Annotated in this window: 10 protein-coding genes; 6 read left to right on the top strand and 4 right to left on the bottom strand. The window is 65.9% G+C overall.

Annotated features, from left to right (window positions below; translation table 11 throughout):
• Positions 1-122 precede the first annotated feature (122 nt).
• The 3 genes from C0V75_RS08155 to C0V75_RS08145 all read left to right on the top strand — a co-directional run bounded on the left by C0V75_RS08155 (position 123) and on the right by C0V75_RS08145 (position 4,759).
• Positions 123-2,672 carry a penicillin-binding protein 1A gene (locus C0V75_RS08155; RefSeq protein WP_101920767.1) on the top strand — a complete coding sequence of 850 codons (2,550 nt, stop codon included), beginning with the start codon at positions 123-125 and terminating at the stop codon, positions 2,670-2,672.
• 105 nt (positions 2,673-2,777) lie between these two features.
• A complete protein-coding gene (gene prfB / locus C0V75_RS08150) occupies positions 2,778-3,905 on the top strand; it encodes a peptide chain release factor 2 (RefSeq protein ID WP_101920392.1) in 1,128 nt (375 codons plus the stop codon).
• 71 nt (positions 3,906-3,976) lie between these two features.
• On the top strand, positions 3,977-4,759 hold the full coding sequence (locus tag C0V75_RS08145; protein ID WP_101920391.1) for a DUF2189 domain-containing protein: 783 nt from the start codon (positions 3,977-3,979) through the stop codon (positions 4,757-4,759).
• Between the two features lie 51 nt (positions 4,760-4,810).
• On the opposite strand, the gene C0V75_RS08140 is transcribed toward C0V75_RS08145, so the two are convergent.
• The 4 genes from C0V75_RS08140 to C0V75_RS08125 all read right to left on the bottom strand — a co-directional run bounded on the left by C0V75_RS08140 (position 4,811) and on the right by C0V75_RS08125 (position 8,118).
• Positions 4,811-5,332, bottom strand: coding sequence for a polymer-forming cytoskeletal protein (locus tag C0V75_RS08140; protein ID WP_101920390.1), 522 nt, complete (start codon positions 5,330-5,332; stop codon positions 4,811-4,813).
• Positions 5,322-6,662, bottom strand: coding sequence for a M23 family metallopeptidase (locus tag C0V75_RS08135; protein ID WP_101920389.1), 1,341 nt, complete (start codon positions 6,660-6,662; stop codon positions 5,322-5,324). Before C0V75_RS08135 ends, C0V75_RS08140 begins: the two co-directional genes overlap by 11 nt.
• Before the next feature lie 179 nt (positions 6,663-6,841).
• On the bottom strand, positions 6,842-7,657 hold the full coding sequence (locus C0V75_RS08130; protein ID WP_101920388.1) for a ferritin-like domain-containing protein: 816 nt from the start codon (positions 7,655-7,657) through the stop codon (positions 6,842-6,844).
• A complete protein-coding gene (locus C0V75_RS08125; RefSeq protein WP_101920387.1) occupies positions 7,657-8,118 on the bottom strand; it encodes a peroxiredoxin in 462 nt (153 codons plus the stop codon). Before C0V75_RS08125 ends, C0V75_RS08130 begins: the two co-directional genes overlap by 1 nt.
• Before the next feature lie 129 nt (positions 8,119-8,247).
• On the opposite strand from C0V75_RS08125, the gene C0V75_RS08120 reads away from it, so the two are divergent.
• The 3 genes from C0V75_RS08120 to C0V75_RS08110 all read left to right on the top strand — a co-directional run bounded on the left by C0V75_RS08120 (position 8,248) and on the right by C0V75_RS08110 (position 13,937).
• Positions 8,248-11,598 carry a DUF3971 domain-containing protein gene (locus C0V75_RS08120; RefSeq protein WP_254216405.1) on the top strand — a complete coding sequence of 1,117 codons (3,351 nt, stop codon included), beginning with the start codon at positions 8,248-8,250 and terminating at the stop codon, positions 11,596-11,598.
• On the top strand, positions 11,595-12,629 hold the full coding sequence (gene queA / locus C0V75_RS08115) for a tRNA preQ1(34) S-adenosylmethionine ribosyltransferase-isomerase QueA (RefSeq protein WP_101920386.1): 1,035 nt from the start codon (positions 11,595-11,597) through the stop codon (positions 12,627-12,629). The genes C0V75_RS08120 and queA overlap by 4 nt, the downstream gene beginning before the upstream one ends.
• A gap of 87 nt (positions 12,630-12,716) precedes the next feature.
• Positions 12,717-13,937: an MFS transporter gene (locus C0V75_RS08110; RefSeq protein ID WP_101920385.1), complete on the top strand. Its 1,221-nt coding sequence runs from the start codon at positions 12,717-12,719 to the stop codon at positions 13,935-13,937.
• Positions 13,938-14,035 lie beyond the last annotated feature (98 nt).

The following is a 14,035-nucleotide window of genomic DNA, read 5'->3' as shown; positions in this document are numbered from 1 at the left end:
GCATTCGACGCCGCCGCAACCGGCAAGGGCGCGCTGATCCCCCCGCCGCTCACGCCATCGTTTTGACCTTGCCCCCCGGGCGCGTGTATAAGGCCGGATATTCCATCGGGCAGGGCAGGCGCGTGCTTCGTTTCATCGGCAGCTTCTTCGGGGCGATCTTCACGGCGGTCACGCTGGGTGTGCTCTTCGGCGCGCTCAGCATCGGCGCGATTTTCTACATGTATTCCCGCGACTTGCCGAGCCATGAGAGCCTTGCGCAATACACGCCCCCGACGATCAGCCGCATCTATTCCGGCGAAGGCAGGATCATCGACGAATTCGCGCAGGAACGCCGCCTCTTCGTGCCGATCGAGGATATTCCCGACATCGTGAAGCACGCGTTCATCGCCGCCGAGGACAAGAATTTCTACGCCCATCACGGCTATGACGTCACCGGGATGGCCGCCGCCTTCCGCGATGCCGTTCTGACCCGCGGTCAGGAATTGCGCGGCGCCTCCACCATCACCCAGCAGGTGATGAAGAACTTCCTCCTGTCGGGCGACCGGACGGGGGAGCGCAAGATCAAGGAGATCATCCTCGCCACCCGTCTGGAAGAGACGCTGTCGAAGGACAAGATCCTCGAACTCTACCTCAACGAGATTTTCCTCGGCCAGAACAGCTATGGCGTGGCCGCTGCCGCCCAGACCTATTTCAACAAGCCGCTCTCCGCGCTGACGGCGGGTGAGGCGGCCTATCTGGCGACCCTGCCCAAGGCCCCGTCGGAAATGCATCCCGTCCGCAACAAGGATCGCGCGCTGGAACGCCGCGCCTATGTGCTGAACCGCATGGCCGAAGACGGCTACATCACCCGCGACGAGGCCGAGGCCGAGGCGGCAAAGCCGCTCCTCACCGTCCAGAACGGCGATTTCCCCGCCTTCCGCGAGGCGCTGCCCCCGCGCAGCTATTTCACCGACGAGATCCGCCGCCAGCTTTCCTCCACCTTCGGCGAGGCAGAGTTTTTCGGCGGCGGTCTGTCGATCCGCGCCACCGTCGATCCCGAACTGCAATCCGTCGCCGCCAAGGCGCTCCGCGACGGGCTGGAACGCTATGACCGTGGCCAGGGCGTCTGGCGCGGTACGGGCAAGACGATCCCGGCTGAAAAACTGTCCGACTGGCGCGCCGCCCTGACCGAGGTGGAGGTGCCGCGCGACGTCGAAACCTGGTCGCCCGCCGTGGTTCTGGAAGTGGGCGAGAACGACGCCCGCATCGGCATCGAAGGCGTCGATGATGACGCCGACGGCCACTGGATCCCCGCCGAAGACGTGACTTGGGCGCGCAAGCGCAACGAGGACGGCTCGCTCGGCCCAAAGGCCAACAGCGCGGGCGATCTGGTCGCCGTGGGTGATGTGGTGCTGGTGCGGCCCGTCACATCGGACGAGGATGGCAGCTTCATCCGCTGGTCGCTGCGTCAGGTGCCCGAGGTGCAGGGCGGCTTCATGGCGATGGACGTCTTTACAGGCCGCGTCATCGCGATGCAGGGCGGCTTCTCCTATCAGGACTCGGTCTTCAACCGCGCCACACAGGCAACCCGCCAGCCGGGATCGAGCTTCAAAGCCTTTGTCTATGCCGCCGCGCTCGACAACGGCTTCACCCCCGGCACCATCGTCGTTGACGCGCCGATCGAGGTGGAAACGGCCGAAGGGCTCTGGACGCCCAAGAACGCCTCGAACAAGTTCTACGGCCCAACCCCGGTGCGGACGGGGATCGAACAGTCGCGGAACCTGATGACGGTGCGGATCGCGCAGGAAATCGGGATGGAGACGGTCGCCCGCTATGCCGAACGTTTCGGCGTCTATGATCCGATGCGCCCCTTCCTTGCCAATTCCCTTGGTGCGCAGGAAACGACGCTGTTCAAGATGGTGGCGGCCTATGCCATGTTCGCCAATGGCGGCGAAAGGGTGGAACCCACACTGGTTGACCGCGTGCAGGATCGGTTCGGCCGCACCATCTATCGCCATGACCAGCGCGACTGCGTCGATTGCCGCCTGGCCAGCCTGGACCCCGGCGCGGGCCTGACCATCCGGTCGGAACGCGAACGGGTGATGGATGCGGTCACCGCCTATCAGCTCACCTCGATGATGGAGGGTGTGGTCACCCGCGGCACCGCCGCCCGCGCGGTGAACCTGCCTGTCCCCGTGGCCGGCAAGACCGGCACCACCAATGATGCCAAGGATGTCTGGTTCATCGGCTATACCTCCAACATCGTGGCCGGCTGCTATATCGGCTTTGACCAGCCGCGGAGCCTCGGGTCCGGCGCCTCGGGCGGTGGCATGTGCGCGCCCGTCTTCCAGGAGTTCATGGAAGAGGCCGTGGCGAAATATGGCGGGACGGAATTCCGCGTTCCCGAAGGCGGGCGCTGGGTCAAGATCGACCGCTTCACCGGCACGCTGCTGCCGGACGATGCCTCCGGCCCCAATGTGCAAGTGGAGTATTTCCGCGAAGGCGTGGATGGCATCATCGGTCTGGACATGATGGTTGATGGCGGTTTTGCCATGGGCTCCAACCTGCCGCTCTTCGCCTATGGCGAAACCGATGGCGGGGGGGAAACCACCGTCACGACCGCCACAGGCGAAACCGCCGTCATCCCGGAGAAGGCCGATTTCGGCACGCTCAGTTCCGGCGGCCTCTATTAACGCGAAAACCCTTGTGCGGGCGGGCAGGGCGCAGGCCTTGCCCTTGCCCGCGCCCCCTGCTCAGGCTATCACCCCGGCCCGGAACCACCACAGGAACGACCGCAGATGCGCGCCGAAACGCAGAACAATGTCGATGCGATCACCAAATCGCTGAAACTGCTTGCGCAACGGATGGATTGGGAAACGGCCCCCCATCGGTTGGAAGAATTCGACGCCATGATCGAGGCGCCGGATCTGTGGAACGATCCCGCCAAGGCGCAGAAACTGATGCGCGAACGGCAGGCCCTTCTGGATGCCGTCTCCACCTTCCGGATGATCGAGACCGGCCTGAAGGACAATGTCGAACTGATCGAACTGGGCGAGGCCGAGGGGGATCAGGAAATCGTCACAGAAGCCGAGGCCGCGCTGCGCGCCCTGGTCGAGGTGGCGGCGGCGAAAGAGCTTGAGGCGCTGCTGGATGGCGAAGCCGACGGCAACGACACCTTCCTTGAAATCAACGCGGGCGCGGGCGGGACGGAAAGCTGCGACTGGGCCTCGATGCTGGCCCGGATGTATGTCCGCTGGGCGGAGAAGAAGGGTTACAAGGTCGAGTTGCAGGCGGAAACCGCTGGGGAAGAGGCAGGCATTCGCTCTGCCTCCTACAAGATTTCCGGCCAGAACGCCTATGGCTGGCTGAAGTCGGAATCGGGCGTCCATCGCCTTGTCCGCATCTCGCCCTATGACTCTGCCGCGCGGCGGCACACGTCCTTCTGTTCGGTCTGGGTCTATCCGGTCGTGGATGAGAATATCGAGATCGTCGTCCCGGACAGCGAGATCCGCATCGACACCTACCGTTCCTCCGGCGCGGGCGGCCAGCACGTCAACACCACCGACTCCGCCGTCCGGATCACCCACCTGCCCACGGGCATCGTGGTGACCTCCTCGATGAAGTCGCAGCACCAGAACCGCGAAATCGCGATGAATGCGCTGAAGTCGCGGCTCTATCAGATGGAACTCGATCGCCGGAACGCCGAAATCAACGCCCAGCACGCCGCCAAGGGCGAGGCGGGCTGGGGCAACCAGATCCGCTCCTACGTCCTGCAACCCTATCAGATGGTGAAGGATCTGCGGACCGGTGTGGAAACCTCTGACACGCAGGGTGTTCTGGATGGCGACCTCGACCGCTTCATGGCAGCGACGCTGGCGATGGATGTCGCGGGCAAATCGCGCGCCGAGGCGAATATCGACGACTGATCCGGTGCCGAAAATACATCTTTGACCCATCCCGCCCCCGGGCATAGCCTTGGGAAAAACGGGAGGGAAACATGACCGATCAGACTGGCACGCCGCCGGCGGCGCTGCCCGAACTTCTGGTTCCGGATGGCAGCGATCTGCGCTTCGCCCTGCGTGAAGGCTGGCGCGACTTCCTAGCGCAGCCCTTCTACGGTGCCTTCTTCGCCACGGTCTATGTGGCGGGCGGCTGGCTGCTTGTCCTTGCCTTCACCATCAAGGGTCAGGTCTGGTGGACCTTGCCCGCCGCTGCCGGTTTTCCCATCCTCGGCCCCTTCATCGCCTGCGGCTTCTACGAGATCAGCCGCCGCCGCGAAGCGGGGGAAGGAATGGAGTTCACCGCGATCCTCGGCGCGGTGCTGCGCCAGAAGGACCGGCAGATTCCGTCGATGGCTGCCGTGATCGTGGTCTTCTTCCTGTTCTGGAACTTCCTGTCGCACATGATCTTTGCGCTTTTCCTCGGCAAGACGACGATGACGAATGTCAGTTCTTCCCTGGCGATCTTTCTCACGCCCGAAGGTCTGGCCATGTTGGCCTTCGGAACAGCGGTTGGCGCGGTTTTCGCCATCGTCCTCTATGCCCTGACCGTGGTCAGCCTGCCGATGCTGCTGGACCGGGAAGTGGACTTCATGACCGCCATGCTCACCTCTTTCGCACTGGTGCGCGACAATCCGGTGGTCATGCTGGGCTGGGGGGCCTTCATCGGGGCGATGCTGTTTCTTGCCATGCTGCCGTGCTTTCTGGGCCTGTTCATCGCGCTGCCCGTTCTGGGGCATGCGACATGGCACCTCTATCGCCGCACGGTGGCCTGGGCCTGAACGGAAAAGGGCGCCCCTCGGGGCGCCCTGACCGATCCGGAGAACAGCGGATCAAAGTTCGTCGGGCTTCGGCGTCGGAGCCGCTGCTGCCGGGGCAGGGGAGGGTGCCGCAGAGCTGCGGCCCTGGGCAAGCGGGTCTTCCTGCCGCTGCACCGACCCTTCGAAATGTGCGCCGCTTTCGATGGCGATGGTCTTGTGGATGATGTCGCCTTCCACCCGCGCGGTCGAGGTCAGCCGCACCTTCAGGCCGCGCACACGCCCGATCACCCGGCCATTGACCACGATGTCATCGGCCACGATCTCGCCCCGGATGGTGGCGCTTTCGCCCACGGTCAGAAGATGGGCGCGGATATCGCCTTCCACGGTGCCTTCCACCTGGATGTCGCCCGTGGTGCGCAGATTGCCGACCACCGTCAGGTCAGAGGACAGGACCGAAGCCGAAGCCTTGCCCTTGGGGGCGGCCGGAACGTAGTCGGTGCTGGGTTTCGTCACGCTGCTGGCCTCCGGTGCCTTGGGCTTTTCCGCCTCGGCCTGCTTCGGGCCCGGCTCATTGATTCGGCTCTTAGAAAACATCTCGCGCTGCCTTTATGAAGGTCATCGGGTTGATTGCTTCGCCGCCGATCCGGATCTCATAATGAAGATGCGTCCCGGTCGAACGTCCTGAATTGCCCATATCACCGATCCGGTCCCCGCGCGATACCCGATCGCCCACGTTGACGCGGATTTGCGAGAGATGCGCATAGCGGGTTTCGATCCCGAATTCATGCCGGATCTTGACCAGACGGCCATAGCCGGATTCCCATCCGGCAAAGGTCACGACGCCCTCCGCAGTGGCAAGGATCGGGCTGCCATAGGCCCCGGCCAGATCCTGCCCCTCATGGCGGCGCCAGCCGCGGCCGAAGGGATCGTTGCGCCCGCCAAAGCCGCTGGTGAACCGGACGGGCGTGTTGACCGGCATGGCGAAGGGGGTCTTGAAGGCCGCGATCCGGTACATGTTCATCCGGTCCAGCCCCTGAAGGATGGCGTTGGCGCGGGCCGTCTCGGGCGTGATCCGCGCGCCGGAGGTGGACATCGAAATGGGCGAAAGCGGCCCGCCCGTGCCGGAATAGCCCTTGCGCACCGCGCTCAGCAGATCATCCGGAGACAGGCCCGCATCGCGGAACATGTTGTCCAGCGGTTCCATCGACACGGTCACCGCCTCTTCCAGCTTGGCAAAGATCTCGTCGTTCTGGCGTTCGATGGCGCGTTTCTCGGCCATCACGCTTTCCACCCGTTCGGCGGATTTCTCGGCGGCGGCCTCCATCAGGTCGCGCTCCTGCGCGGCTGATCCCAGCGCCTCGGTCAGGATGGCGAGCGTATCTGCCACGTCCTGTTCCCGCCCTTCCTCCGTGCGGGCCGATCCGGTGCTGGCGGCCAGTGCCATGGTCGCCTCTTCGGCCCGCATCCGCGCCTCGTCACGCTCGACGATGGTGCGCCGCAGGGTGGACTGGATCACGTCGATCCCCGTCTCCAACTCCCGCCGACGGTCTTCCGATGCCAGCAGCCGCGACTGCATCTGTGCCACCTGCGCCAGGGCCAGGTTGAACCGCTCCTGCGCCCGCGCCGCCTCTTCCGCCCGCAGGTCGCGGTCGGCGGAGAGGGCGTTCAGTCGCTCTTCATACATCGCCTGCTGCCGCTGGGATTGTTCGCGCGACGATCCTGCCCCGATCGAATCCATCATCAGGACAGCGGTCGCGACAATCGTCCAGGCCACGAACATGGCCCCGCCCGTCATCGCGATGAGCTGCGTCGTCGGCCTGAGGCGGATGAACCGCGTATCGGTATCGGATTTCAGGAACAGGCGTTGTTCTGGGATGTAACGCTCAAGCGTTGCATTGATCCGGTAGGCGACACGCGTCAGCACTTGGCAGGGTTCCGTACGTTGCTGAAAGGGACGGGCGAAAGGCTCCCAAGCGGAGGTGCACCGTTGTTAGCCACCCGGAAACAGCCCCGCAACCGATATGACCACAGGGCCGCCGCGACTGCCGTTTTTCTGCGCATCGTCGGCAGAATCCTGCCGATAAAGGGCGCAACAGCGCCCGATCAGGCAGGTTGCCCCTCTGTCAGGGGCCAATAGAAATCGGGCGGCAATCCGGCCTCTGCCCGTTTCTCCTCGTTGAAGGGGGGCTTCAGGCTGCCGTGGAAATATCTCCGCACGAGGTCATGGAACACATCCTTGGGGTCCAGCCCCTGACGCCCGCACAACCAGTTGAACCATTTCGACCCATAGGCGACATGGCCCACCTCTTCGGCATAGATCGTTTCCAGCGCGGCGATAGGGCCTGTCTCGCCCGCCTTGCGGAAGATGTCGATCATGCCCGGCGTCACATCCAGCCCCCGCGCCTCCAGCACCATCGGCACCACGGCCAGACGGCCAAGCAGGTCCTCCGCCGTGTCTTCTGCTGCGCGCCACATGCCGGCATGGGCGGGCAGGGCACCGTAATGGCTGCCCATCGCCTCCAGGCAGTCGCAGATCAGGTTGAAGTGCTTGGCTTCCTCATCCGCGGCCTTCACCCAGTCGTCATAGAACCCGAGGGGCATCGGATGATCGGTGAACCGGGCGATGATGTCCCAATGCAGGTCCACCGCGTTCAATTCGATATGCCCAACCGCATGCAGCAGGGCAATGCGTCCGGCGGGCGTGCCGGGCCTGCGGCGCGGCACGTCGCGGGGGTCCAGCAGATCGGGCTTCGCGGGCCGGGCCGGGCGCAGCGGAGGTTCCGCCCGCCCGATCGGAAGGGGCGTCCCTGCCGCCCGTGCGGCGAACCAGGCGGCCGCATGCTGTCGGCTCAACGCCGTCTTCGCGCGCCCGTCGGCGGTGGTCAGCACCTCCACCGCCATCCCGGCCAGCGTCTGCATCACAGGGCTTTCGCCGCTGCCAGAACCTCGTCGGCATGGCCCTTGACGGACACCTTGTTCCAGACCCGCGCCACCTTGCCCGCGCCGTCGATCAGGACGGTCGTCCGTTCCACGCCCATATAGGTCTTGCCATACATGCTCTTTTCGACCCAGACGCCATAATCCTCGCAGGTATGGCCCGCCTCGTCCGAGGCGAGGATCACGCCCAGCCCGTGCTTCTTGCAGAACTTGTCATGCGCCTTCACGCTGTCCTTGCTGACGCCGATCACCGTTGTGTTCGCTGCGCTGAACTCGGCGAGACGGGCCGTGAAATCCTGCGCCTCAAGCGTGCAGCCGGGCGTGTCATCCTTGGGATAGAAATACAGCACCACCTTGCCGGGCCGGAAGGAGGACAAGGTGACATCCGTCCCGCCATCGCGCGGCAGGGTGAAATCGGGGGCGTTTGCGCCTTCGGCGATCATGTGCGGCTCCTTGCCTTGTGAGGATCAACCCTTTGCGTTCTAGTTGCCTTCGGGGGAAGATAAAGGCAATCCCGGCGACAACAGGGGCGCGGGCCAGCAGGGCCGGGGCAGGGCTGGGATAGGGCTGTCGTGACGGAGACCGGCGTGCAAGGGCAAGAGGATGGCGCGGCGCGCATCCCGCAGGCGCGGCCGCCGCGTCGCGCCCGCCTGCGTTCGGGTCTTCTGGGCCTTCTGGCGCTGGTGCTTTTCGGCATCGCCGGGCTGGGGGCCACGCTCTATGCGACGGGCGGCAAGCTGCGCCTGCCCGTCTGGCTGGTGGCCGAGGCCGAGGCACGGCTGAATGCGGGTCTGACGGATGCCTTGCCAGAGATGGCCCTGGCCCTCGGCGGGGTGCAGGTCGGGCTGGATCAGGATGGCATCCCGCAACTGTCGATCGAGGATGCCCGCCTCCTGCATCGCAATGGCGCCCCGCTCCTGATCCTTCCCGAGGCGCGGCTGCGGCTGGACGGCGCGGCACTGCTGCGGGGGGAGGTTCGCCCCTTGCGCCTGACGGTCGTCGGCGCCAGTCTCTCCCTCACCCGACGGGCCGATGGCTCGCTCGACCTGTCCCTTGGCGGCGGCGAGACGACGCCGCAATTCGCCGGGCTGGCCGAGGCCTTTGCCGCCCTTGACGTCTTCCTGTCCGATCCCGCCCTGCGTGACCTGCGCGGGATAGAGGCGGATGCCCTCACGCTCACCTTCAACGATGTGCCGACGGGCCATGTCTGGAACCTGGGCGATGGCCGCCTTCGGATCGACAACCGCCCCGAAGAGCTGCGCGGCGAAATCGCGGTGACCCTGCTGGGCCAGGATGGCAATCCCGCCCAGGCACAGGTGACGGCCATCGCGCGCAAGGGCGCGGCAGAGGCGCGTCTGACCGCCACCGTCGATCGCGTGCCGTCGGGGGACCTTGCCGCCCTTGTCGCGCCCCTTGCGCCGCTCGGCGTGATCGAGGCGGCCATCTCCGGCAGCCTCTCGGCCAGTCTCACTGCCGAAGGTGTCACGGCGCTGGAGGCGACGCTCGACATCGGCGCCGGCGCGCTGCGCCCGACCGAGGCCTCTGTCCCCATCGCCTTCGACCGTGCCGGAATGCAGATCGCCTATGATCCCGCCCGCGGCCGAGTGAACCTCAAACGCTTCGACGTGGAAAGCACCACGCTCCGCCTCGGCGCCACGGGCCACAGCTACCTGACCGATGCTTCGGGCACGATCCTGACCGGCCCGCTCGGCACCCGTCTGCCGGACAGTTTCCTGACCCAGATTCATATCGACGGGATGCAGGTCGATCCGGCCGGGCTGTTCAAGCAGCCTGTCCGTTTCACCGAAGGCGCGCTCGACCTGCGGCTCAGGCTGGACCCGTTCCGCATCGACATCGGGCAGGTCGCACTGGTCGAGGCGGACCGTCGCCTGTCGGCCAAGGGCATGATCGGGGCCGATGCGCAGGGTTGGACGGCCGCCGTCGATCTGGCGCTGGATCGCATCGGCCATGCCGATCTTCTTGCGCTCTGGCCTGTGAAACTGGTCGCCAATACCCGAAACTGGCTGGAACAGAACGTTCTGGAAGGCACGCTGACGGATGTCGAGGCGGCGCTGCGCATCGCACCCGGCAAGGAACCTGTCCTGTCGCTGGGCTATGACTTCCGCGCCGCCGATGTGCGCTTCATCCGCACCCTTCCCCCCATCCGCGACGCCGACGGCTATGCCACGGTCGAAGGCCAGACCTATACGATGGTGGTCAGCCGCGGGTCGGTTACGCCGCCCCTCGGCGGGGTGATCGACATGGCGGGGTCGGTCTTTTCCGTCCTCGACATCACCCGCCGCCCGGCCCAGGCCGAAGTCATCCTGCGCACCTCCTCCTCCCTCACTGCCGCGCTGTCGCTGCTCGACGAACCGCCCTTCGGCTTTCTCGCCAAGGCGGGGCGGCCTGTCGATCTGGGGCAGGGGCAGGCGGTGCTGGACGCGACCCTGCGCTTCCCCCTGAAACCGCGGATCCTCGCGGGCGACGTGTCCTTCCGGGTGAACGGCACGGTGCGCGACTTCTCCAGCGACCGCCTCATTCCGCAGAAGACGATCACCGCCCCCTTCCTGTCGCTGACCGCCGATCCGCGCGGCCTGCGCGTCTCCGGCCCGGGGCAGGTGGGACAGGTTCCCTTCGACGTGACCTTCCTGCAACCTTTCGGCAAGGATGCCCCCGCCGCCTCGATCGAAGGCACGGTGGAACTGTCGCGCGCAACCATCGAGGAGTTCAACCTCGGCCTTCCCGAAACCCTGGCCTCCGGCACGGGGCAGGGGATGGTGACCATCTCCCTTCCCAAGGGCGCGCCCGCGCGCCTGACGCTCGTCTCCGATCTGGCGCGCCTGACCATGGCCCTGCCGGGGACCGGCTGGCGCAAAACGCCCGCCCAGACCGGCCGGCTGGAGGTGGAGGCCACCTTGTCCCGGCCCGCCCGCATCGACCGCCTCTCCCTGACTGCACCGGGGCTCGTGGCGGAAGGCGAGGTGACACTCACCCCGGAAGGCGGGCTTTCTGTCGCCCGCTTCTCCCGCGTGGAACTGGGCGACTGGATGCAAGGGGTGGTCGAGGTCACGGGGCGCGGCGCCGGGCGCGCCGTTGCCGTCACCGTGACCGAAGGCACGGCCGATCTGCGCCGCAAACCCGAAGAGGACGGGGCCGGGGGCGATGGCGGGGCAGACCTGCCGTTGCTCTTCAACCTGGCGCGGCTTCAGGTCACCGATTCCATCGCCCTCACGCGGTTCCGCGGCGAATTCTCGCCCCGCGGCGGCTTCAACGGCCGCTTCTCGGCCCTGGTGAATGACGGGGCCGCCGTCACCGGAACGGTGGTTCCCAGCGCGAATGGCAGCGCCGTCCGTATCCGGTCGGACAATGCCGGTGGGGTTCTGGGCTCGGCCGGGGTCTTTGCCTCGGCGCGGGGCGGGCAGCTTGACCTGACCCTGCGCCCGCGCGCCGAAAAGGGCCGCTATGACGGGCGGGCCGAGATCGCCAATATCCGCGTCGTCGATGCCCCGATCCTGGCCGAACTGCTGAACGCCGTCTCGGTCGTCGGGATGCTGGAGCAGTTGAACGGTGACGGCCTTCTCTTCTCGCAGGCACAGGCTGACTTCATCCTGACCCCGGCCGCGGTCGAAATCCAGCGCGGCTCGGCGGTCGGCGCCTCGCTTGGCGTGTCGATGGCCGGGATCTATGGCACGGAAACGAAGGAACTGGCCTTGCAAGGGGTGGTCTCCCCTATCTACATGCTCAACGGCATCGGATCGGTGCTGACCCGGCGCGGCGAGGGGCTGTTCGGCTTCAACTATCAGGTGCGCGGCACCGCCGAGCGGGCGTTGGTTTCGGTCAATCCGCTGTCGATCTTCACACCGGGCATGTTCCGCGATCTCTTCCGCGGCGACCCGCCGACCCTTGGAAACCCTGACGGATGAAGCTTTCCGATTTCGACTTTGACCTGCCGGAGGACCTTATCGCCACCCGGCCCGCGCGCCCGCGCACCCATGCGCGGCTGCTGCTGGCCGAAGGTGGCCGCATCTCTGATCGTCACGTCTATGACCTGATCGACATTTTCCAGCCCGGCGACCGGCTGATCCTGAACAACACCAAGGTCATCCCCGCCCGCCTGACCGGCCAGCGCCAGCGCGGCGCGGCCGTGGCGAAGGTCGAGATCACGCTTCTGGAACCCGCAACAGAGGGCTGGCGCGCGCTGGCAAAGCCTCTGCGCAAGGTCGAGCCGGGGGAAGTCATCACCTTTTCCGAGCGCCTGTCGGCCACCGTGGCCGAAAAAGGCGAAGCCGATCTGCGCCTGACCTTCAACCTGACGGGCGACGATTTCGACACCGCTTTAGCCGAGGCGGGGGCCATGCCCCTGCCGCCCTATATCGCCGCCAAACGCGCCCCCGACGCGCAGGACGCGACCGATTACCAGACGGTCTTTGCCCGCCATGCCGGGGCCGTCGCCGCCCCCACCGCCTCGCTCCATTTCGACGAGGCGCTTCTGCGCGCATTGGCCGCCAAGGGCGTGGCCTTCACCGAAGTCACCCTGCATGTCGGCGCGGGCACCTTCCTGCCGGTCAAGGTGGAGGATGTCACCACCCACCGGATGCATGCCGAATGGGGCCAGGTCACACCCGGCGCGGCGGCCGAGATCAACGCCACGAAACAGGCCGGGGGCCGCATCATCCCCGTGGGCACCACGGCGCTGCGCCTGATCGAATCCGCCGCAGATGACCGGGGGATGATGCAGCCCTGGACCGGACCCACCGACATCTTCATCTATCCCGGCTACCGGTTCCGCATCACCGATGCGCTGATGACGAATTTCCACCTGCCCAAATCCACGCTGATGATGCTGGTTTCGGCCCTCATGGGGCAGGATCGCATCCGGCGAATCTATGCCCATGCGGTGGAAAACCGCTACCGCTTCTTCAGCTACGGCGATTCCTCGCTTCTCATCCCCTGACGGGCGCGATACAGCCCGCGTCGCATTCCTTCCCCGCTTCTGCGCCGGGGGTGCTATGATTTTTTCATCCGCTTCCCCTGGTGCCCCATGATCCGCGTCATCTCCACCTCCTGGCCGCTGCTTCTGGGCGTCATGCTGCTGATGGTCGGGAATGGCATCCAGGGCACGCTTCTGGGCATCCGAGGCGCGATCGAGGGCTTCTCGACTTACGAGATTTCCATCGTCATGTCGGCCTATTTCGCGGGCTTTCTCTTCGGGTCCAAGATGGCTCCGGCCATGATCCGCAAGGTCGGGCATGTGCGCGTTTTCGCGGCGCTCGGCTCGCTCATCTCTGCCGTGCTGGTGGTCTATCCCGTCGCCGCCGACTGGATGGTCTGGACCGCGCTGCGCGTGCTGATCGGCTTCTGCTTTTCTGGCATCTACATCACCGCCGAAAGCTGGCTGAACAACGCCGCCACGAACGAGACGCGGGGGCAGGCGCTTTCGGCCTATATGATCGTGCAGATGCTGGGCATCATCGCCAGTCAGGCCATCCTGAACGTGGGCGATCCGTCGGGCTTCGTGCTCTTCGTGATCCCCTCGGTCCTCGTCTCGCTCGCCTTCATGCCCATCCTTCTGGCGCCGACACCCGCGCCCACCTTCGAGACGACCAAGCCGCTCTCCTTCCGCGCGCTGTTCCGCATCTCGCCCCTCGGCTGCGCGGGCATGTTGCTGACGGGCGGGGTCTTTTCGGCGATGTTCGGCATGGCCTCGGTCTGGGGCGCGATGGAGGGGCTGTCGGTGCGCGACATCTCCATCTTCGTGGGCGCGCTCTATGTGGGTGGCCTCGTGCTGCAATATCCCGTCGGCTGGCTGTCCGACCGCATGGATCGCCGCCTGCTCATCACCTCGCTTTCTGCCGTCGCGGCACTCTCCATGCTGGCGGCCGGCCTCTTCGCTCTGCCCTTCTGGGCCTATCTCGTCGCAGCACTGCTCTTGGGCGGCATCACCAATCCGGTCTATGCCCTGCTCATCGCCTATACCAACGACTTCCTGTCGAAGGATGACATGGCCGCAGCCAGCGCCGGGATGATATTCCTCAATGGCTTCGGCGCGATCTTCGGCCCGCTCATCACCGGCTGGCTCATGCAGCAGGTGGGGCCGGGCGGGTTCTTCCTCTTCATCTCGGCGCTCTATGTCGCGCTCACGGCCTATGCGATCTGGCGGATGACCCGCCGCGCCGCACCGGCAGGCACCGCACCTTCGCCCTTCATCGTGCCGACAGCCTCGTCGGTTGCCGCAACGGCGGTGATCGACAAGGACCGCTGATCGGCGCCTTCGCCATTGCGGCGGACAGGCGTCGCCGGGCGCAGAGGTATCAACCGCGAGTGGATCGCAGGTTGCGCCCAGTCTCGTTACCTGCGAAC

The sequence above is a fragment of the Tabrizicola sp. TH137 genome (assembly GCF_002855575.1).
Classification (GTDB): Bacteria; Pseudomonadota; Alphaproteobacteria; order Rhodobacterales; family Rhodobacteraceae; genus Paragemmobacter.
Note: the sequence above shows the minus strand (reverse complement) of the source record. Positions and strands in the feature narration are given on the sequence as shown.

Bases quoted from the DNA above. Each gene is read 5' to 3' on its own strand.
- queA (WP_101920386.1), top strand. From the start codon at position 11,595: ATGAAGCTTTCCGATTTCGACTTTGACCTGCCGGAGGACCTTATCGCC.
- C0V75_RS08125 (WP_101920387.1), bottom strand. From the start codon at position 8,118: ATGATCGCCGAAGGCGCAAACGCCCCCGATTTCACCCTGCCGCGCGAT.
- C0V75_RS08110 (WP_101920385.1), top strand. From the start codon at position 12,717: ATGATCCGCGTCATCTCCACCTCCTGGCCGCTGCTTCTGGGCGTCATG.
- C0V75_RS08130 (WP_101920388.1), bottom strand. From the start codon at position 7,657: ATGCAGACGCTGGCCGGGATGGCGGTGGAGGTGCTGACCACCGCCGAC.
- C0V75_RS08145 (WP_101920391.1), top strand. From the start codon at position 3,977: ATGACCGATCAGACTGGCACGCCGCCGGCGGCGCTGCCCGAACTTCTG.
- prfB (WP_101920392.1), top strand. From the start codon at position 2,778: ATGCGCGCCGAAACGCAGAACAATGTCGATGCGATCACCAAATCGCTG.
- C0V75_RS08140 (WP_101920390.1), bottom strand. From the start codon at position 5,332: ATGTTTTCTAAGAGCCGAATCAATGAGCCGGGCCCGAAGCAGGCCGAG.